At 62.1% G+C, this 20912-nt stretch carries 19 protein-coding genes; 17 read left to right on the top strand and 2 right to left on the bottom strand.

What is annotated here, in order from left to right; all coding sequences use genetic code 11:
- Positions 1 to 2: 2 nt before the first annotated feature.
- The 9 genes from EP165_RS13260 (at position 3) to kynA (ending at position 9755) form a co-directional block, all read left to right on the top strand.
- On the top strand, positions 3 to 1208 hold the full coding sequence (locus tag EP165_RS13260; RefSeq protein WP_127523289.1) for a molybdopterin molybdotransferase MoeA: 1206 nt from the start codon (positions 3 to 5) through the stop codon (positions 1206 to 1208).
- A gap of 120 nt (positions 1209 to 1328) precedes the next feature.
- Positions 1329 to 3626, top strand: coding sequence for a bifunctional salicylyl-CoA 5-hydroxylase/oxidoreductase (locus tag EP165_RS13255; protein WP_127523288.1), 2298 nt, complete (start codon positions 1329 to 1331; stop codon positions 3624 to 3626).
- On the top strand, positions 3623 to 4342 hold the full coding sequence (locus EP165_RS13250; RefSeq protein ID WP_127523287.1) for an SDR family NAD(P)-dependent oxidoreductase: 720 nt from the start codon (positions 3623 to 3625) through the stop codon (positions 4340 to 4342). Before EP165_RS13255 ends, EP165_RS13250 begins: the two co-directional genes overlap by 4 nt.
- Positions 4339 to 4860: a MarR family winged helix-turn-helix transcriptional regulator gene (locus EP165_RS13245; RefSeq protein ID WP_245440136.1), complete on the top strand. Its 522-nt coding sequence runs from the start codon at positions 4339 to 4341 to the stop codon at positions 4858 to 4860. Before EP165_RS13250 ends, EP165_RS13245 begins: the two co-directional genes overlap by 4 nt.
- Complete coding sequence (locus tag EP165_RS13240) at positions 4860 to 5663, top strand: enoyl-CoA hydratase family protein (RefSeq protein WP_127523286.1); 804 nt, start codon at positions 4860 to 4862, stop codon at positions 5661 to 5663. The genes EP165_RS13245 and EP165_RS13240 overlap by 1 nt, the downstream gene beginning before the upstream one ends.
- A complete protein-coding gene (locus EP165_RS13235) occupies positions 5663 to 6829 on the top strand; it encodes an acyl-CoA dehydrogenase family protein (protein WP_127523285.1) in 1167 nt (388 codons plus the stop codon). Before EP165_RS13240 ends, EP165_RS13235 begins: the two co-directional genes overlap by 1 nt.
- A gap of 4 nt (positions 6830 to 6833) precedes the next feature.
- Positions 6834 to 8453, top strand: coding sequence for an AMP-binding protein (locus EP165_RS13230; RefSeq protein WP_127523284.1), 1620 nt, complete (start codon positions 6834 to 6836; stop codon positions 8451 to 8453).
- 27 nt (positions 8454 to 8480) lie between these two features.
- The gene (locus EP165_RS13225) at positions 8481 to 8879 is read left to right on the top strand and encodes a RidA family protein (RefSeq protein ID WP_127523283.1); all 399 of its coding nucleotides are present in this window, start codon (positions 8481 to 8483) and stop codon (positions 8877 to 8879) included.
- 39 nt (positions 8880 to 8918) lie between these two features.
- Positions 8919 to 9755: a tryptophan 2,3-dioxygenase gene (gene kynA, locus EP165_RS13220; protein WP_127523282.1), complete on the top strand. Its 837-nt coding sequence runs from the start codon at positions 8919 to 8921 to the stop codon at positions 9753 to 9755.
- 10 nt (positions 9756 to 9765) lie between these two features.
- Here kynA and EP165_RS13215 read toward each other — a convergent pair whose 3' ends face one another.
- Together EP165_RS13215 and EP165_RS13210 are read right to left on the bottom strand one after the other, a co-directional pair.
- Positions 9766 to 10959, bottom strand: a complete 1194-nt coding sequence (locus EP165_RS13215; protein ID WP_127523281.1) for a mandelate racemase/muconate lactonizing enzyme family protein — start codon at positions 10957 to 10959, stop codon at positions 9766 to 9768.
- Positions 10960 to 11077: 118 nt separating this feature from the next.
- Positions 11078 to 11992: a LysR family transcriptional regulator gene (locus tag EP165_RS13210; RefSeq protein ID WP_164743033.1), complete on the bottom strand. Its 915-nt coding sequence runs from the start codon at positions 11990 to 11992 to the stop codon at positions 11078 to 11080.
- A 192-nt stretch (positions 11993 to 12184) separates the two neighbouring features.
- Between EP165_RS13210 and EP165_RS13205 the strand changes: the two genes are divergently transcribed.
- From EP165_RS13205 to EP165_RS13170, 8 genes are all read left to right on the top strand, one after another.
- Entirely contained in the window at positions 12185 to 13435 is a 1251-nt protein-coding gene (locus EP165_RS13205; protein ID WP_127523279.1) for an aminotransferase class V-fold PLP-dependent enzyme, read from the top strand.
- 16 nt (positions 13436 to 13451) lie between these two features.
- Positions 13452 to 14552, top strand: coding sequence for an ABC transporter substrate-binding protein (locus EP165_RS13200; RefSeq protein WP_127523278.1), 1101 nt, complete (start codon positions 13452 to 13454; stop codon positions 14550 to 14552).
- 55 nt (positions 14553 to 14607) lie between these two features.
- On the top strand, positions 14608 to 15537 hold the full coding sequence (locus EP165_RS13195; RefSeq protein ID WP_127523277.1) for an ABC transporter permease: 930 nt from the start codon (positions 14608 to 14610) through the stop codon (positions 15535 to 15537).
- Positions 15534 to 16355, top strand: coding sequence for an ABC transporter permease (locus tag EP165_RS13190; RefSeq protein ID WP_127523276.1), 822 nt, complete (start codon positions 15534 to 15536; stop codon positions 16353 to 16355). Before EP165_RS13195 ends, EP165_RS13190 begins: the two co-directional genes overlap by 4 nt.
- On the top strand, positions 16348 to 17457 hold the full coding sequence (locus EP165_RS13185) for an ABC transporter ATP-binding protein (RefSeq protein WP_127523275.1): 1110 nt from the start codon (positions 16348 to 16350) through the stop codon (positions 17455 to 17457). The genes EP165_RS13190 and EP165_RS13185 overlap by 8 nt, the downstream gene beginning before the upstream one ends.
- A 70-nt stretch (positions 17458 to 17527) precedes the next feature.
- Positions 17528 to 18502, top strand: coding sequence for an ornithine cyclodeaminase (locus EP165_RS13180; protein WP_127523274.1), 975 nt, complete (start codon positions 17528 to 17530; stop codon positions 18500 to 18502).
- Between the two features lie 45 nt (positions 18503 to 18547).
- Positions 18548 to 19444 (top strand): LysR substrate-binding domain-containing protein, encoded by an 897-nt coding sequence (locus tag EP165_RS13175; protein ID WP_245440135.1) that lies wholly within the window; start codon positions 18548 to 18550, stop codon positions 19442 to 19444.
- Between the two features lie 211 nt (positions 19445 to 19655).
- Positions 19656 to 20906 carry an ABC transporter substrate-binding protein gene (locus tag EP165_RS13170; RefSeq protein ID WP_127523272.1) on the top strand — a complete coding sequence of 417 codons (1251 nt, stop codon included), beginning with the start codon at positions 19656 to 19658 and terminating at the stop codon, positions 20904 to 20906.
- The last annotated feature ends 6 nt before the right edge of the window (positions 20907 to 20912 follow it).

Genomic DNA, 20912 nt, shown 5'->3' with positions numbered 1-20912 from the left:
CCATGGCGCTGCTGCCCGTCGATGAAGCGCTGCAACGCCTGCTCGGGGGCGCGGCGACGCTGCCTGGCGAAACCGTCCCGCTTCACGAAGCCTCCGGGCGTGTGCTGGCCGAACCCGTTTCTGCCAAACGCACGCAGCCGCCATTCGACGCATCGGCCATGGACGGCTATGCCGTGCGTGCAAGCGATATCGCAAAGCTGCCGGCAACGCTTGCCGTGATCGGTGAGGCGGCGGCGGGCAGCCGGTTCCATGGAACTTTGGAATCCGGTCAGGCCGTACGCATCTTCACCGGCGCGCCGGTACCCAATGGCGCCGACGCCATCCTCCTGCAGGAAGATGCCCGGGTATTGACCGGCGGTGGAGTTGAGGCACTGGAAAGCGTTGCCGCCGGCCGACACATCCGCAAGGCTGGCCTCGATTTCCGCCAGGGCGATGCGCTTTTGCCGGCCGGCCGCCTGCTCGACCCCGCGGCGCTGTCGCTTGCGGCCGCCGCGAACCATCCGAACCTGCCGGTCATCGCGCGGCCCCGCGTTGCGATCCTTGCGACTGGCGACGAGCTGCTGCCGCCCGGTGCCGAAACCGGCCCTGACCAGATCATCGCGTCGAATGGATTTGGCGTGGGTGCCCTCGTCCGCGCCGACGGTGGCGAGCCGCTCGATCTCGGTATCGTGCCGGACAGTCGCGAGGCAATCGAAAACGCTGTGACCGGCGCGAAAGCAGCGGGCGCACACGTCATCGTCACCCTCGGCGGCGCTTCCGTCGGCGACCACGATCTCGTTCACGGCGTATTGACCGGGCTCGGCATGTCGCTCGACTTCTGGAAGATCGCGATGCGTCCGGGCAAACCGCTGATGGTCGGCAGGCTTGACGACACCCACGTCCTTGGCCTCCCGGGCAACCCGGTGTCGAGCCTCGTCTGCGCCCACCTCTTTCTGCGGCCGCTTGTGGCAAGGCTTGCCGGACGCGAATTTATGCCTCCTCTTCGGACAGCGGTGCTTGGACAGGCGATGAAGGCCAATGATCACCGGCGCGACTACGTGCGTGCGAAACTTGTCGAAGGAAGCGGCCAACCCGTCGCGCAAGCGTACGCAACGCAGGATTCCTCAATGCTGCGCACGCTCGCCGACGCAAACTGCCTGATCGTCCGCGAGGCCCATGCGCCTGAAGCGCACCAGGGCGACCCTTGCCAGGTATTGATGCTCCGCTGACAGCTCCTTTGCCGGCATGGCGAATCGAACGATCCGGATCACGCTTGGGCCAATAAATTTTAAGCTTGAAATATCTGCGCTCCCTGCTAGCCTTTCGATGATCGAACAAGGAGGAGCGCGATGCGGATCCTGTGCATGGGTGGCGGACCGGCTGGGTTGTATTTCGCCATTTCAATGAAGCTGCGCGACCCCTCTCACGAGGTAACGGTCATCGAGCGTAACCGGGCCGACGACACATTCGGCTGGGGCGTCGTGCTTTCCGATGACGCGATGAGCAGACTGCGGACCAACGATCCGCAGAGCGCAGCCGAGATCGAATCGGCCTTTGCTTATTGGGACGACATCGCGGTCATCCATCGCGGCAAGCGCACCGTATCGGGCGGTCACGGTTTTGCCGGTGTCGGCCGCATGAAGCTGCTGCTCATCCTGCAGGCCCGCGCCCGCGAACTGGGCGTCGACCTGCAGTTCGAATCCGTATTCAAATCCGCTGACGAGTACCGCAAGGATTACGATCTGGTGGTTGCCTGCGACGGCATCAACTCCCTCGTACGCAAGGAATATGAGGGCGTCTTCAAGCCCGATATAGACATGCGGCTGTGCAAGTTCATCTGGCTTGGCACGCATCAGAAGTTCGACGATGCCTTCACCTTCATCTTCGAAGAGACCGAACATGGCTGGATGTGGATCCACGCCTACCAGTTCGACGAAAACACCGCCACGGTGATCGTGGAATGCACGCAGCAGACCTGGGACAATTGGGGCTTCGAGCACATGTCCAAGGAAGAAGGCATCGCTGTGTGCGAGAAGGTCTTTGCCGATCATCTCGGCGGCCACAGCCTGATGTCGAATGCCAACCACCTGCGCGGCTCTGCCGTCTGGATGAACTTTCCGCGCGTGATTTGCGACCGCTGGTACAACGGCAACGTCGTGCTGATGGGCGACGCCGCCGCGACGGGGCATTTCTCCATCGGCTCGGGAACGCGGCTTGCATTCGACAGCGCGATCGCGCTGGCGGATTATCTGCACAGCGAACCCACGCTCGAAAAGGCGTTCGAACGTTACCAGGAAGAGCGGCGCCTCGAGGTTCTGCGGCTGCAATCGGCCGCGCGCAACTCGCTGGAGTGGTTCGAGGAGGTGGAGCGGTATCTCGACCTCGACCCGGTTCAGTTCAACTACTCGCTTCTCACTCGCTCGCAGCGCATAAGCCACGAGAACCTGCGCCTGCGCGACCGCGAATGGCTGGAAAGCGCCGAATTGTGGTTCCAGCGGCAGGCCGGGGCCCCGGACAACGCTCCCGTGCGCCATCCCATGTTCGCGCCATTCCACCTCAGGGATATGAAGCTCAAGAACCGCATCGTGGTCTCGCCCATGGCGCAGTACAAGGCGGTGGCCGGCTGCCCGACGGACTGGCACCTGGTCCACTACGGCGAGCGAGCCAAGGGCGGCGCCGGCCTCGTTTACACAGAGATGACCTGCGTATCGCCTGAAGGCCGCATCACGCCCGGTTGCCCCGGCACCTACGCGCCGGAGCATGAGGCCGCATGGAAGCGGATCGTCGATTTCGTCCATGCCGAATCCGATGCGAAAATCTGCATGCAGATCGGCCATGCAGGCGCCAAAGGCTCAACGCAGCTTGGCTGGGAAGATGCCGACGCGCCGCTGGAAAGCGGCAATTGGGACATTCTTTCGCCGTCGGGTGTCGCCTGGTCGAAGGACAACGCGACACCGAAGACAATGACCCGCGCCGACATGGACCTGGCGCGCGACCAGTTTGTCGAGGCGGCCGAGATGGCCGAGCGCGCCGGTTTCGACATGATCGAGCTGCACATGGCGCACGGCTATCTGCTCTCGTCCTTCATCACGCCGCTGACCAACCGACGCGACGACGAATATGGCGGCAGCCTGGAGAACCGCATGCGCTGGCCGCTTGAGGTTTATCATGCCGTGCGCGAGGCGTGGCCGAAGCACAAGCCTGTGTCGGTGCGCATCTCGGCCAACGACTGGGTCGGCGCCGATGGCGTGACACCGCAGGACGCCGTCGACATTGCACTCGCTTTGAAGGAAGCCGGCGTGGACATCTGCGATGTTTCCGCCGGACAGACATCGACGCTTGCAAAGCCTGTCTACGGGCGCATGTTCCAGACGCCCTTCTCCGACCGTATTCGCAACGAAGCGCAAATGGCGACGATGGCGGTCGGCAACATCTACGAGCCGGACCATGTGAATTCGATTCTGATGGCAGGCCGTGCCGACCTTGTCTGCCTGGCGCGGCCGCACCTGACCAACCCCTATTGGACGTTGCATGCCGCCAGCGATCTGGGCGACCGAAGCGAGAAGTGGCCCGATCCCTACCTGCCCGGTCGCAATCAGCTGTGGCGCCTCGCAGACCGTGCCGCCGAAATGGAGCTCAGGGCATGAGGCGCGTCCTCGTCACCGGCGGCGGCTCCGGCATCGGACGCGCAGTGGCACGCGATTTTGCCGCCGGCGGCGATCATGTCACCATTGCCGGGCGCAGGCTTGACGCGTTGCAGGAAACCGATGGCGGCCGCGGCATGGAATGCCGTACCGCCGACGTTGCCGACGAAGCCTCCATGAAGGCACTGTTCGACACGCCTTTCGACATCGTTGTTGCAAATGCCGGCATGGGTCGCGCGGCGCGCGTCGCCGACACCAGCCTCGATCTCTGGAACACCACGCTCGCCGTTACCCTGACCGGTGTCTTCCTGACATTCCGCGAAGCCCTCGCAGGCATGAAAAGCGGCGGCAGACTGATTGCCATCTCTTCGATCGCGGGGCTGCATGGCGAGGCGAACACGGCAGCCTACGCCGCTGCCAAACACGGTGTCATGGGTCTGGTCAAATCGCTTGCGCTGGAAGTCGCAAGACACGGCATCACCTGCAACGCTGTGTGCCCGGGCTGGGTCGACACCCCAATGGCCGAGACCGCGGTCGCCAACGTCATGAAGCGTTTCGACATCGGCCGCGACGAGGCGGAAGCCCGTGTTTTCGGTCAAAAGCCGTCGGGCCGCATTGTCAAACCGGAAGAAGTGGCGGCCGCGGTCCGCTATCTTGCCTCGCCGGAAGCTACCATGGTCAACGGACATGGGCTGGTTATCACGGGAGGCGAGACGTGAGCGCTACGGTCGAATCCGCCGGAACCAATCTCCACGCGGAAAGCGCAGGCCTGTCCAAGGACCGCCTGCGTCTGTGGCTGAAACTGCTGAAGGCCACGCGGCTGGTGGAAGCCGACCTGCGCGAACGCATGCGCGCGCAGCATGCAACCACGCTGCCGCGCTTCGACGTCATGGCCGCCCTGCGGCGCGCGCCTGACGGTTTGCGGATGACTGAACTCTCGTCCGAGCTCAAAGTATCCAACGGCAACGTGACCGGCATCGTCGACAGGCTGGTTTCAGAAGGCATGATCGAGCGTACGCCGGTGGAAAACGACCGCCGCGTGATGGTTGTTGGCCTCACGGCCGCAGGAAGGCGCGAATTCGATGCATTGGCCGAGGCGCATGAAAGCTGGGTCGACGGTCTGTTTGGCGGCGTCAGCGCGGCGGAAGCCCGCGAACTCGGCCACTCGCTCGACCGTATCTCAGCAGAGGCGGCAGCGCATATGCAGGCAATCCGCGAACACGGAAAGGGCGACTGATGAGTAGCGACACCCCCCGGCATTTTCTGCTGGAGATCGAAGGAGCCATCGCCCGCGTTTCGCTCAACCGCCCTGAGCGCAAGAACCCGCTGACCTTCGAATCCTATGCCGAGCTGCGCGACTGGTTCCGTGCGCTGGTTTACCGCGACGACATCAAGGTCGTGATCTTCGGACCGAACGGCGGCAATTTCTGCTCAGGCGGGGATGTGTTCGAGATCATCGGGCCGCTGCTCGACAAGGACATGAAGGGCCTGATGGAATTCACGCGCATGACCGGCGACCTGGTCAAAGCGATGATCGCATGCGGCAAGCCCATCATCGCCGCGGTCGACGGCGTGGCGGCCGGCGCCGGTGCCATCATCGCGATGGCGTCCGATATCCGCATCGCCACTCCGGCAGCCAAAACGGCTTTTCTGTTCAACCGCGTCGGACTTGCCGGCTGCGACATGGGTGCCTGCGCGATCCTGCCGCGCATCATCGGCCAGAGCCGTGCGGCGGAGCTGCTCTACACAGGCCGCTCGATGAGCGCTGAGGAAGGCGAACGCTGGGGCTTTTTCAGCCGCCTGGTCGACCCTGCCGTGCTTGAGGACGAAGCTCTGGCCCTTGCCAACCGCATCGCCGACGGGCCGACCTTTGGCAACATGATGACCAAGACGATGCTCGCGCAGGAATGGAACATGGGCATCGAGCAGGCCATCGAAGCCGAGGCACAGGCGCAGGCGATCTGTATGCAGACGCAGGATTTCCGCCGCGCATATGAGGCATTCGCCAACAAGCAAAAGCCGGTTTTCGAGGGCAACTGATGGCCGATCGCAGCTTCCTGGAATGGCCTTTTTTCGATGATCGTCACCGCGCCCTGGCCGCCCGGATCGACGATTGGGCATCCGCGAATCTGGCGGCAATCGACCATGCGGATACCGATGCCGCCTGCCGCGATCTCGTTGCCGCGCTTGGAGAAGGTGGCTGGCTCAAGCTTACCGCGGTCGACCCGGACGACCCGAACTCATCCCTCGACGTCCGCAGCCTCTGCCTGATGCGCGAGACATTGGCCCGCCATGACGGGCTGGCCGATTTCGCTTTCGCGATGCAGGGTCTCGGCACCGGCGCCATCTCGCTGTTTGGCAACGACCGGCAGAAACGGGAATGGCTCCCCAGAACGCGGGCCGGCAAAGCCATTTCGGCCTTCGCGCTTTCGGAGCCGGCGTCCGGGTCGGACGTCGCCAACCTCGCTCTAACCGCGAAGCGCGATGGCGACAGCTACGTGCTCGACGGCGAGAAAACGTGGATTTCGAATGGCGGAATTGCTGACGTCTACACCCTGTTCGCCCGTACCGGCGAGGCACCGGGCGCCAAGGGTTTGTCGGCCTTTGTCGTTCCCGCCGACACACCTGGCCTGACAGTCGCCGAGCGCATCGACGTCGTTGCCCCGCACCCCCTCGCCCGTCTGGCGTTCGATGGCTGCCGCATACCGGCATCGGCGATGATCGGAAAACCGGGCGAAGGTTTCCGCATCGCAATGTCGGTGCTTGACGTTTTCCGCTCGACCGTGGCCGCCGCCGCCCTTGGTTTCGCGCGCCGCGCCCTCGACGAGAGTGTCGGCCGCGCCGCCAATCGTGAGCTTTTCGGCGCCCCGCTTTTCGACATGCAGATGGTGCAGGGTCACATAGCCGACATGGCGCTCGACATCGATGCCGCCGCCCTGCTCGTCTACCGGGCGGCATGGCTGAAAGACAGCGGAGCGCCGCGCGTCAGCCGCGAGGCCGCGATGGCAAAGCTGTTCGCCACCGACCACGCACAGGATGTGATCGACAAGGCCGTTCAGCTTCACGGCGGCGACGGGGTGCGCAAGGGCTGCATCGTCGAGAGCCTGTATCGCGAAATACGCGCCTTGCGCATCTATGAAGGCGCGTCGGACGTGCAAAAGGTCATCATCGCGCGCCAGACCATGTCAGCATTGGCCGGGGGGTAACACAATGACGACGCTGGGTCCGACAGGACATGTGGATACCTTCGCCCGCGACAATCTTCCGCCGTCCGATCTTTGGCCGCAGTTCCTGCTCGCCGGCTTCGACTACCCCGAATGGCTGAATGCGGGCCACGAACTCACCGACGCGATGGTTGCAAAAGGCTTCGGCGACCACACCGCGCTGATCGGCAACGGCCGCATGCGCACCTATAAGGAGCTGGCCGACTGGACCAACCGCATCGCCCACGCTCTGGTCGAAGAGCTCGGCGTCAAGCCCGGGAACCGCATCCTCATCCGCTCGGCAAACAATCCCGCAATGGTTGCGGTGTGGCTCGCGGCCACGAAGGCGGGTGCCGTCGTCGTCAACACCATGCCGATGCTGCGGGCTGCGGAACTGAAGAAGATCGTCGACAAGGCCGAGATAACGCTCGCCCTGTGCGACACCCGCCTGATGGACGAGCTGGTTTCCTGCGCCAAGGACAGCAAACACCTGAAGAAGGTCATCGGCTTTGACGGCACCGCCAACCACGATGCCGAACTCGACCGCCTGGCGTTGAACAAGCCGGTCCGCTTTAAGAGCGTGAAAACAGGCCGGGACGATGTCGCCCTGCTCGGTTTCACTTCCGGTACGACCGGCGAGCCCAAGGCAACAATGCATTTCCACCGGGACATTCTGATCATTGCCGACGGCTATGCGAAGGAAGTGCTAAAGGTAACGCCGGACGACGTTTTCGTTGGTTCCCCGCCCCTTGCTTTCACCTTCGGTCTCGGTGGGCTGGCCGTCTTTCCGCTACGCTTCGGTGCGGCCGCCACCCTGCTCGAACAGGCAACGCCGCCGAACCTGGTCGAGATCATCCAGACCTATAAGGCTACGATCTGCTTCACCGCCCCGACAGCCTACCGCGCAATGCTGGCCGCGATGGATGAAGGCGCCGACCTTTCGTCGCTGCGCGCGGCCGTATCAGCCGGCGAAACCCTCCCTGGTCCCGTCTACGACGATTGGCTGAAGAAAACCGGACGCCCGATGCTCGACGGTATCGGCGCAACCGAGATGCTGCATATCTTCATTTCCAACCGCTTCAGCGATTCCCGCCCCGCCTGCACCGGCAAGGAGGTGAGCGGCTACCAGGCAAAGGTTGTCGGCGACGACATGAATGAAGTGCCGCGCGGCACACCGGGCCGGCTCGCCGTGCGCGGACCGACCGGTTGCCGATATCTTTCGGACGCCCGTCAGGAGGAATATGTGCGCGACGGCTGGAACCTTACCGGCGATACCTTCGTGCAGGACGAGGACGGCTACTTCCATTTCGCTGCGCGCTCCGACGACATGATCGTCTCGTCCGGCTACAATATTGCCGGCCCCGAGGTTGAAGCCGCCCTGCTTGCGCATCCCGATGTCAGCGAATGCGCGGTCATCGGACGCCCGGACGAGGCACGCGGTCAGATTGTCGAAGCGCATGTGGTCCTTGCGGGTGATGTCGCCCGCGATGAACTGACGGTCAAACGTCTGCAGGACCACGTGAAGGCGGTCATTGCTCCTTTCAAATATCCCCGCTCAGTGGTTTTCACCGATGCGCTGCCAAAAACCCAGACCGGCAAGATTCAGCGCTTCAGACTGCGCGACTGAACTCCGAAATACGAGGATCCCGAGACGATGATGAACCTGATCAACCCGCCCAATTGGATGAAACCGAAAGGCTACACCAATGGAATCCTGGTCGACGGCAAGCGGCTCTATGCCGGCGGCCAGATCGGCTGGAACGCCGAACAGGTTTTCGAACACAAGGATTTTGTCGGCCAGTTCGAACAGACATTGCGCAACATCTCCGAGATCGTGACCGCTGCCGGCGGCAAGGTCACCGACATTGTCCGCCTCACCTGGTTCATCACCGACAAGCGGGAATATCTGGCAAAACAGCGGGAAGTCGGGCAGGCCTATCGCGCGGTGATGGGCACCCACTATCCGGCAATGTCCGTCATTGTCGTCGCCGGCCTTATCGAGGATGAGGCGCTGGTCGAGATCGAGGCCACGGCCGAGATCGGCAGTTCCTGACCGGGGCAGCCGCCACCACCGGAGCGGAGGCGATCGCACATGGCAAAAGACTACGATCCCGGACTTGAAGGCGCATCGATGGATTTCGATGGCCGCATGTCTTATGGTGACTATTTGCGGCTTGATGCCATCCTGGACAGCCAGAAACCGCTCAGCACGGCACATGACGAGATGCTGTTTATCGTCCAGCATCAGACGTCGGAGTTGTGGATGCGCCTTGCCATCCACGAGCTCACTGCCGCGCGCGCCGCACTCAGAAACGACTCGATACAGCCGGCCATGAAGATGCTCGCTCGCGTTTCCCGCATCCTCGAGCAGCTGAACTCCGCCTGGGATGTGCTGCGCACGATGACGCCGTCGGAATACACTCATTTCCGCAACCAGCTCGGCCAGTCGTCCGGTTTCCAGTCATGGCAGTACCGGTTGATCGAATTCGTGCTCGGCAACCGCAATCCGGCCATGCTCCGGCCGCACGGCCATCGGCCCGATATCGTCGCAAGGCTGGAGGCCGAACTCGGCGAGCCGAGCCTTTACGATGAGGCGCTGCGGTTGCTTGCGCGGCACGGCATTACGGTGCCTGCCAGCGTGCTCGAGCGTGATGTGTCCCGGACGCACAGCGCGGACCCAGGCGTCATCGCCGCCTGGCGCAGCATCTATCAGGCGCCCGAACGCTATTGGGAGCTCTATGAGGTCGCCGAAAAGCTGGTCGACCTGGAGGACTACTTCCGGCGCTGGCGGTTCAACCACGTGACGACGGTGGAGCGCATTATCGGCTTCAAGCGCGGCACCGGAGGCACGGCGGGAATCTCATATCTCAAGCGCATGCTGGAGGTGGAGCTATTCCCCGAGCTCTGGCACGTTCGGACCGAACTTTAGGCCAATTGCATCACTGGGCGGCCGCGGAAACGATGCCTGAGCCCTCCTGCACGACCCTGGCCCATCTGTGCGGCGCGATTGCCTCCGATGCCAGCTCCACGCCGAGACCCGGAGCGTCCGGAACCGGCATGCGTCCTTCCTTCAGGGTATCCTCCAGCGGATTGCGCAACACCGGCAGGTAGCCGGGTTCGAGATGGTGGTCCGGAAAACATTCCAGCACCATGAAATTGGGGATCGAAGCGCATAGCTGGACCGAGACCGCAGTCGCGAGCGTGCTGCCGTAATTATGGGGTGCAACCCGTACATTGTGGACTTCCGCCATAGCCGCGATCTTCTTGGCTTCGGCAAGCCCGCCCGTATTGCAGACGTCCGGCTGAATAATGTCGACCGCGTTGGTATCGAGAAGCCGCTGAAAGCCGTAGCGCGTATATGCACGTTCGCCGGCAGCCAGTGGAATCGATGTCATTTGCCGGACTGCAGCCATCGCCGCCGGAATCGCCGGATCGGCCGGTTCTTCCACGAAACCCGGATGAAATGGCTCAATGCGTGCAAGGAGCTGCCGCAGCTGGTCGCGCGCCAGACCGCCGCCGAAATCCAGCAGCAGCGACACATCCTTGCCGAGCCTTTCACGCAGGACTTCAATGCGCTCGACGGCCCGGTCGATCTCGTTATTGGCCAAAGCCCTGCGAACCGGGTGGCGCACCACCGTGACCGGGTCCGGCATGCCCAGCGGATAGAGCTTCAACCCGGTGTAACCGCGGTCAACCATCTTCTGCGCGGCATCGGCATATTCCGCGCCCGTGTCGCAACCCAGCCACCAGCCATTCGCATAGACGTCCAGACTGTCGGTGAACGGGCCGCCAAGAAGCGAGTGAACCGGTACGCCGAGAGCCTTACCCTTGATGTCCCACAGTGCATGATCGATCGCGCTGAGCGCCGCGATGCTCAGCGCGCCGCCGCCCTTGGTCCAGAAGCTGTGATCGTAGATGTCGCTCCAGATGCGCTCTACCGGCGACGGGTCGCGGCCGAGAACGAAACGCTCCACCGTTGCCTTCAGCAGTTCGGCAGCAGCCGTTGTTCCCATTCCGTAGGCAATTCCCGCCTCGCCTATTCCGCTGACGCCGGAATCGGTTTCCAGTTTCAGCAGGACGGCACGGCGGTTGCCGGTCGGCACCACGTAAATATCGGCAGCGATGATTTTCATTGAACGGTCCGCATTTGGTTCGATCCGTTCGAGAAGATCGTTCCAGCGGCGCTCCGGGAAAAGGGAATAGTGGTGAGGGGCGTACCACTCGGCGGAATAACCTGTGCTACCCCAAGCCTCATACGAGAATCTTCGAAAGCTGCTTCTCGTCTTTTTCCATTTCCGCGATCAGCCAGTCACGGACCTGACGAACCACTGCCCGCGTCGCCCGCTGGCTGGAAGAGACCAGATGATAGCTCCGATCTGTCTTCACCACCGTGTCCGACGCCTGCACAAGCATGCCGTTGATGATCAGCCCCGAGGCGACGGAGGTCCAGGCCAGCGCCAGCCCCTGCCCGCTCAATGCCGCCTGCAGCACCACGGAATAGTCGGAAAAAGACAGCTTGTCGTAGCCTGCGGGGATGCGGCTGTTGGCTTTCTGTGCAAACTCCGGCCAGCCGAACCAGTGCTCCGGCAGATTGATCAATGTGTGACTGGCTTTCGGTTTGTCGTAACTTCCGTGGTCGCGCAGATAGCCCGGCGTTCCGACGGCGAGTACGCGTTCTGGCGCGAACCAGCCCCCGAGTTCGCGGGCGTCGTCGCCCTGGGCCACGCGCAGGCCGAGATCGCAATTGTAGAGCGGACCGCCGACGCTGACGGCGCTGAGCTGGAACTGCAGGTCGGTATGCGGAAATGCCTCGCGGAAATTGCTGTAGCGCGGCATCAGCCAATGCGTTGCCATGCCGGAGGAAATCGAAAGCATCACGACCTCACGCGTGCTGTCCCGTCCCCCGATCTCCTCGAGCACGTCCTCGATGGCGTGAAACGATCGCGTCGTAACCCGGCTGAGCCGCTCACCCACTTCCGTCAGCTCCAGATGCGGCCCAGCCCGTGTGAACAAGGGTTGCCCGAGATGCTGTTCCAAAGCAGCCACCGCATGGCTGACCGCCGGCTGCGTGATGTTGAGCTCCTGTGCCGCGCGCGAGAAATTCGTCAGGCGGGCCGCAACCTCGAAAACGAAAAGTGTGCTGGGCGATGGGAGATGACGACGCAAGACCATAAGCACAGATTATACTAACGATGAATCTTTTCAATCTGTTTGGCGCCCCGCCGCAATGCCAGAATTGGAACTGGGAATGCGCAATGCAGCTTTCCGATGCAGTGAAACCGGCCATTCGAAGTGCCATGTGAATACTGCGACGGGATGACAGCTACGCCGCGCCAGATGGGGATCATAGACCAAGCCATGGTAATTGACGCCGAGAGATTGAGAGCAGAGACGCCGGGTTGCCTCGACGGTCTGGTCCATCTCAACAATGCCGGCGCCAGCCTGATGGCGGCCCCAGTTGCGCAATCGGTCACGGATCATCTCGCGCTTGAGCAGCGCATCGGCGGCTACGAAGCCGCTGCCCGCCAAAGCCATCTCATCGACGCTGCCTATCAGGCGGCCGCGGAACTGGTGGGCGGCAAGACGTCCGAAATTGCGCTGCTCGATAACGCGACCCGCGCATGGCAGGCGGTCTTTTATGCCATGGATTGGCGAGCCGGCGACCGTGTGGTGACCGGTCACGCAGAGTACAATTCCAACATGATCGCCTTTCGGCATGCCGCCGACCGTTTTGGGATCGAGGTTGTGCTTGCCGGTGATACGCCTGACGGAGAACTTGACCCGGCTGCTCTCGAAGCGCTGATCGACGAACGGACACGTCTTATCTGCGTGTCACACATGCCTACCAATGACGGCCTGATCAATCCGGTCGAAGAGATCGGGGCCATCGCCCGCGACCGTGGCATCCCGTTCTTGCTCGACGCCTGCCAGTCTGCGGGTCAGATGCCGCTTGATGTCGAAAAGATCGGCTGCACAATGCTGTCCGCTACGGGGCGCAAATACCTTCGCGGCCCCAGAGGCACCGGCTTTCTGTGGATTCAAAGCGACTGGATCGAGAGGCTTTCGCCGCATGTGCTCGACATTCGCTCGGCCGAATGGGTGGCGGTGGACAAATACCGGATTGCCGGAGACGCGACCCGTTTTGAGCTTTGGGAAAACAACGTCGCCGGCCACATCGGCCTGGGGGCTGCATGTCGTTACGCTCTGGACATTGGGGTGGAAGACATCTGGACCCGCATCCGCGAACTGTCGGGTGCTCTGAGAGAGCAAATTGACGCGCTGCCGGACTTCAAGGTTCAGGATCACGGCCGTCAGCGCAGCGGGATAGTCACCTTTGCTCACAAGAATCTTGCCGCGGAGACGATAGTCCCCCGGCTTCGCCATGAATGGTCCATCAATACCTCGGTTTCAACAACGCAACTCACGCGAACCGGGCTGATTGAACAAGGGACCACTCAGCTCGTGCGTGCATCCGTGCATGCCTACAACACGCATGAGGATATCAACCGGCTAGTCGAAGCGCTCACGGCACTTGCTACGGGCCGACCGGACCAACAAGACAAATCAACCGGCCGAAGCAATCGCATGGGCGCCGAGCGAGCCGTCTGACCGAGGAGGAATGACAATGACTTTCAAACCAACACGCCGAAAATTGCTGCGCGGCGCCGGGGCAGCCGGCCTTGCAGCTCTTGCCACGCCTGCAATCATGCGCACCGCCTTCGCACAGTCGAAAGAGCTCAACATCTGGGCATACGACGGGTTTGTGACCGACGAGTTTCGCAGCCGCTTCGAAGCCGAAACGGGCATCAAGACGAACATTCGCCTGGTCACCGACCAGGGTGAGCAGTTCAATCTGATGGCCGCCGAGAACGGTAATTACAGTGCCGACATCGTCACCTGCGCCGGCCACCGGTTCTACCAGTTCGTCGACGCCGGCTTCCTCGCACCGGTCGACCGTTCGCGCCTGGAAAACTGGAACCTCATCGAAGAAGAATACGCGGATGCTTCCTGGGTTTCGCGTGCCGGCGAACGCTGGGGCGTGCCACTGGTGGTGGTCTCAACGGGTCTTCTCTACAGCACCGATGCGATGGAAAAGCCGACCAGCTGGGACGTTATGTTCGACGAAGCCAATGTCGGCAAGACCGCATACCAGATCCAGGACTTCTTCCAGATCGTGATGAACTATCTCGGCTATGACGGCTCCGCAGCCAGCTATGGAGGCAATGTCGATGTCGCCCAGCGCGCGGTGGATTCCACGCGCGACTTCCTCATTGCCCAAAAGCACATGGTGCGCCGCTATTATGAGGCCGCGACAGAAATCCAGCAGATGATGGTGACCGGAGACATCACTCTGGCCCAGGCCGGCTCCGGACCCTCTTCGCAGCTCATTCTCGAAGGGCTGCCGGCCGGCTATACGATCCCGCGCGAAGGCGGACTGGCCTACGCATACGGTTTCAACATCACCAACAACGCTCCGAACATGGCCAACGCCTATACCTTCCTCAACGCCCTGCTCGGCGACCCGGAGAATGGCGCCGAAATCGTCAGGTCGACGGGTCTGAGCGCCACCATCAAAGGCACCGAGGCACTTCTGACCGACCAGGAGAAGGAAGCTCTGGCGCTGGAACCGGAAGAGCGGGCGCGGCTGTCCTGGGTCGATGTGGAAACCGCGGCCTTCATCTTTGACCTGATCGACACGGCGGCCGAAGAAATCCGCGCCGCCTGATACCTGGAGAGGCGGCGCATAGCCGCCTCCCTCCACCTTGGAGAACGCCGTCACAATGACGCGACTGCTCGTCGGTTTACGCAGATTTCCACCCTATAGGGCTCTTCTGGAGCTCTATAGCCGTTCGCCTCTGCTCAGGCTTCTCCTCGTCGCTTTCATCCCGGTTGTCTGGATCGCGGCAACGAACATCACGCCGTTGCTCCAGATGATCGAGATCAGCTTCTATGAGCAGTATCCGGTCCGGCAGGGCGAGCCTATCGAATGGACTTTGCGTCACTACGCGGCGTTTTTCGAGCGCTCCCTCTACATCACCGCTTTCGTGCGTTCCTTCGTATTCGCGAGCCTCGCCACCATCGTGACGCTGGTGATCGTGTTTCCCGTTGCCTATTACATCTCCAAGGTCGCACCCAAATCCGCCAGCACGCGTCTGCTCCTTCTGGTCATCGCTCCCTTCTGGGTCAGCGAAATCATCCGCAGCTTTGCCTGGATCGTGATGTTGGCGAATCGCGGCGCGGTCAATTCGTTCCTGTCGATGATGGGCCTGCCCGGAACGCCTTTCGAGCTGCTCTACAACAACATTTCCCTCACGATCGGCGTCGTTTACCTGACCTCGCTCTACATGCTGCTGCCACTCTACGCCGCGCTGGAAAAGATCGATGACAACCTGCTCGCCGCGGCGGCCAACCTCGGAGCACCGGCACGCCAGCGTTTCACGCGCATCGTGCTGCCGCTGTCGCGCGAAGGAATCGTAGCCGGCTGTACGCTGGTCTTCCTTCTGGTGATCGGGCTCTACGCCATGCCGCAGCTTCTCGGCGGTCCCAACAACACGCTGTTTGCGTCCACCATCGGGCAAATCTTCGCCAAGGCCGGCGACTCCTGGCCGCTGGGCAGCGCCTTCAGCATCATCCTGACCGGCTCCGCCCTTGCGTATGTCGGCCTGTTTATCGCCCTCTTCCAGCGAAAGCGCCGTGGAGGTGCCGCATGAACAAGCTCCGCCGCATGGCATTGCCGGGCCTGTTCTGGCTGTTTGTCGCCTACCTGTTCCTGCCGCTCATCGTCATGGCCGCCATGGGCTTCAGAGACTCGAACTTCGTCGCGTTTCCGATCCACAGCTGGACCACGCAGTGGTATCGAGAGGTTCTGTTCGACCGCGACATTCTCGCCTCCCTGTGGCTGTCGGCGCGCGTCGCGCTGTTATCGACGGTGATTTCGATCGTGGTCGGGCTGCCGGTAGCATTTCTCACCGCCCGCACGTCGGGACTTTTGCGCGGCGCTCTGGTCGCGTTGGTCGTGCTGCCGGCGTTTCTGCCGGTCGTGGTCTCCGCCATCGCTTTGCGCATCTTCATTGGCAGGATCGGCCTGGAAACCGGCATGGTCGCGATTGCCTTCGGACATGCCGTTGCGTCCATGCCTTTCGTGGTTGTCATGGTGCTGACCCGGCTCAACTCGATGAGCCACAACATGGCCGACGCAGCACGCAACCTCGGAGCCGACGAAGTCATCGTGCTGGTGCGTATCGTCCTGCCCTATCTGTCGCCGGCGCTGCTGGGCGCATTCATGTTCTGCATGCTGCTCTCGTTCGAGGACTTCGTACGCTCCTTCTTTCTCGGCGGGTTCGAGCAGACCTTCCCGGTCCTTTTGTTCTCGCGGCTCCGCTTCGGTTTCGACCCCGGCCTCGCCGCCATTTCGACCATCATCCTGATCGCGACCACCGGCTTCGGGCTTTATGCCGAGCGTTTCATCCGCACCCGCCGGCTCGGCCGCGACACCTCCCTTTCCGCTACAGGCAATACCCATGACTGAAACCGTGCCAGCGATCGAACTCCGGAACATCTCGAAAGCTTACGGCGCCTTGCGCGTGATCGACGACGTTTCGCTGCGTGTCGAAAAGGGCGTCTTCATCACTCTGCTGGGTCCTTCGGGTTGCGGCAAATCCACTTTGCTGCGTTCGATCGTCGGCCTTGCCCAGCCCGACAGCGGCCAGATCCTCGTTGACGGCAACGACATCACAAACGCGGTTGCGCATAACCGGCCGGTCAAAATGGTGTTTCAGGACTATGCGCTGTTTCCGCATATGACCGTGGCACAGAACATCGGCTTCGGCTGCGAAATGCAGGGCATGAGCCGTCAGGCCATATCGGAGCGATGCCAGGAGCTGCTCGACCTGATCAGGCTTCCCGACCTTGGCGGCCGCTTTCCAGATGCGTTGTCTGGCGGGCAGCGCCAGCGCGTCGCCCTCGCCCGCGCTCTGGCCCCGGACCCGAGCGCCCTCCTGCTCGACGAGCCGCTGGGTGCACTCGATCTCAAGCTGCGCCAGGACATGCAGCGCGAGCTTAAGTCAATCCAGCGCCGCACCGAAAAAACCTTCGTGTTCGTGACCCACGACCAGGAGGAAGCGATGTCGATGTCGGACCTCGTCGCGGTCATGAACAAGGGACGCATCGAACAGCTCGACGCGCCGCAGAACGTCTACGCCAATCCGGCGACGGAGTTTGTCGCCAATTTTGTCGGCGCGGCAAACCTTTTCCGCGCGCATGTCATTGCCGTCGACGGCGACGAAGCAAAACTCGAGGTCGAAGGCAGCGAGTGGATCGTACCCATGAACAGGGTCACCTCCGGTCACAGCCTCAAGGCGGGCGACCGGGCAACTGTCGTAATCCGCCCGGAGGCGCTGACAACCGACACCACCAAAGCCGGCAAGGCGATCCGCATGACGGGCAAGGTGACGGAGCAGACCTATTTCGGCGATCGCGTGCACCTGCACCTGAGCCTCGCCAACGGCCGCTCTGTCCTCATCGACGCCAGGCCGCAATCGCTGCGGCCAGGCGTGGATGAAATGACGGTCGAATGCGCCGCCAGCGATATGGCGATCATCGTGCGCGACGAGCGGGCGGAGCAGTCGTGACGGCTCCCTGCTTAAGAGCAACGCAATGGACCTACAGGCCTGAAAGCCAAGGAATAGAAGGAAAAACAGCATGGAAATGATCGACGCGAACCGCGTGCACGAACTCCTGGATTTCAAGGGTCTCATTGAGGCACTCGAGACCGCGCATCAGGGCGGCATGCCGAAGCAGTCGGACCGGCTGATCTACCAGGAGCCCAATCCGCAGGGCCAGCCGGACATCTTCATCATGCTGCCGGCCTGGCAGCCGCAAGAAGGCATTCTGGCCAAGCTCGTAACCTCATTCCCCAACAACAAAGCGCGGCACAATCTGCCGACGGTGAATTCGGTCTATGTGTTCATCAACGCCGACACCGGCGTAACCGAAGCCGTCATCGACGGCGAGGCGGTCATCTTCCGCAAGACATCCTCCGATTCCGCGCTCGGCTCGAAGCTTCTGTCGCGTCCCGACGCCGAAACCATGCTGATGATCGGAGCCGGCGGCCTCGCGCCCTACCTCGTGCAGGCGCATCTCACCGCGCGCCCCGGCATCAAGAACGTCATGATCTGGAACCGTACCGGGGCCAATGCGGCCGCACTGGCCGACAAGCTGGCCGGGCTCGGCATCACGGCCCGGGCCGTTGAGGATCTGGACGTGGCGGTTTCGCAGGCCGACATCATCTCAAGCGCGACCATGGCGCAAACCCCGCAACTCAAGGGCAAACTGCTGAAGCCGGGCGCGCATGTCGATCTCGTCGGTTCCTTCACGCCGGAGATGCGTGAGGCGGACGACGATGTACTCACGCGCGCATCGGTTTTCGTCGATCATCGCCAGACGACAACTCGCTCGGGCGAGTTCCTCGGACCTTTCGAGCGCGGAGTGATCACACCGGACGATGTTCGCGGCGACCTGTTCGAGCTTTGCCAGGGCAAGGTCGAGGGGCGCCGGTCGGCCGAAGAAATCACAATGATGAAGAACGGCGGCGGCAGCCATATCGACTACTACGTGGCCAAATATCTGATGGACCGCCACCACGGCCGCCCCTTCGCCACAAGCTGCTCGAGTTGATCAAACGGATGGTCAGGTGATGTGATGGAGCTCCCCAGAAGATTGATGCCCTCCATGCCCGGGCTGATTGCCTTTGAGGCGACAGCCCGCCACCTGAGCTTTGCGCAGGCGGCCAAGGACCTGTCCTTGTCGCAGGGCGCGGTGAGCAAAAGGGTGCGCCAACTCGAGCAGGCGCTCGGCGTTTCCCTTTTGGCGCGCAACAATCATCAGGTTCTGCTGACGGAGATCGGGAGCTCCTACCTGCCCGAGGTCCGGGCGCTGCTGGGCCAGCTTGAGACAACAACACGCTCCCTGATCAATCGGGCGCAGGGCAAGTCCGCCATAACAGTCGCTGTGTTGCCGGGCTTTGCCACACACTGGCTCATCCCGCGCCTCGGTGACTTCCGGCGTCGCCATCCGGACATTCTGGTCAACCTGGAAAGCCGGCTGAAACCTTTTGACCTGGCAGCGGAACAAATGGACGGCGCCTTCCATTTCGGCGCGCCGAATTGGCCTGAAGCCACCGTTTCCAAGCTTTTCGGTGAGAGCCTCGTGCCGGTCGCAAGTCCGGAAATTCTGCGCACGGACCGTGCCAATTCGCCGACCAGCCTCCTCGAAGGTACGCTCCTTCATCTCAGCAGCCGCCCCGGTCTGTGGTGCGAATGGTTCGACATGGTCGGCCATTCCGAATGTCTGCCGGCGGGCGGGCCAAGTTTCGATCAGTTTTCGTTGATTATCGCCGCGGCCGTTCACGGCCAAGGCGCTGCGATCGTTCCGCGTTTCATGATCGAAACCGAGCTGCGCGAGGGCAGCCTGTCGATAGTGTTCGACCGACCGCTAGTCTGCGACCGGTCATATTATTTCGTCACGCCGCTGCATGCCTGCAGCGACCCCCATGTGGTTGCCTTTGCCGACTGGGTTGGCCAGTGCGCGGCCGAATATGCCGGGAGGTCCCTGCAATGACCCTGGAAGCCGCGGTTGCGGCAGCAAGAATAGTCACCGGGCTATTCCAAAAAGCGATTTGCCGGGGTTCCGGCAGAGCGGCATAGTTTTTTTGGTTCTCATCTCGGCCGAAGGCCGAGGAGAACCGTCCAAAGCAAGTTCACACGGCGATCGGCCGCGCATCTGCACGCGCCGACACGGATGCTCATTGCCGAAAGGGAGGAGAAAGAAAATGAGACATACCCTCAAAAGTGCATTGCTCGCAGGAGCTGTCGCACTCGCTGCGCCGCTCGGCGCCCAGGCACAGGACGAGATCAGTTTTCTCGTCATCGACTACGAAGCGCCCGGCATGGGCGATTGGTGGCAATTGCTGGTTTCGACCTATCAGAAGAACACCGGCAACACCGTCGTTCCGCGCAACACCCCGGCCAGTGAATATTACGAGCAGCTGCTCATCCAGGCGGCCAGCGGAACGGGTGCCGACATCCTGATCGTCAATCCCAACAATATCGGCGAAATGCTGGCTGCCGGCCAGCTGATGCCGCTGAGCGACATGATCGCGAAATCCGGGATCGGTGACCGTATCGTCGAAGGCGGCTGGGATAGCCTGACGGTTGATGGCACCACATACGCCCTTCCCATCACCGGGCGTACGCTCGAGCTGATTTACAACAGCTGCTACCTCGAAGAGGCTGGTTTCAGCGCGCCTCCGTCAACGCCGCAGCAATTCCTCGAATATGCGAAGGCTCTCACGGTGACCGACGATTCCGGCAGGGTCACGCGCTACGGCGCCAACATGGTCAACGCCAACGAAGACCCGACCTATGAAATGCTGCTGATGTGGTCGCTCGCGCATGGCGGTTCCTATTCGGATGAAAACGGAAACTTCACCCTGGATTCCCAGCCGGTCATCGACGGTCTCAACTACATGAAGACCCTCTACGACGCCGGCGTGGTGCCCAAGGGCATGACGGAGACCGACCAACGCTCGCTGTTCGCGACCGGCGGAACCGCAATGACCATTGACGGACAATGGCAGTTCCCCTTCATCGAAAAGAACAACCCCGACAATTTCGACTGCTACAAGTCGGCCCTGCATCCCTGGGACGGCCCGGGTACGGGCGGGGTCAACATGGCGCTCGCAATCAACGCTGCAACCGACACACCTGAAGCCGCCTGGGCATTCCTCGAAACGGCCGCCAGCGAAGAAATGCAGTCCGCATTCTCCGATCACAGCCCGTACATTCCCTACGGTGTCGGCGCTCTGACGGACGAGCAGCGGGCCGCGCGGCCCTATCTCGAGCCCTGGATTGCCAGCAGCGGCAGCGCACACCCTGTGGCCATTCCCGGTCATGCCGATCAGTTCAACGAAATCTGGCCAATCGTGGTCGACGCGATTCTGCTGACCCTGCGCGACGGAGTGCCGGCCGAAGAATCGCTGGCACAGGCACAGGCCAAGCTGGTCGAGTGCTGCTCGAACTGACGCTTG

Source organism: Mesorhizobium sp. Z1-4, assembly GCF_004000235.1.
In the GTDB taxonomy this organism is placed as follows: domain Bacteria; phylum Pseudomonadota; class Alphaproteobacteria; order Rhizobiales; family Rhizobiaceae; genus RCIO01.
This window is presented reverse-complemented; position numbering and strand designations above follow the sequence as displayed.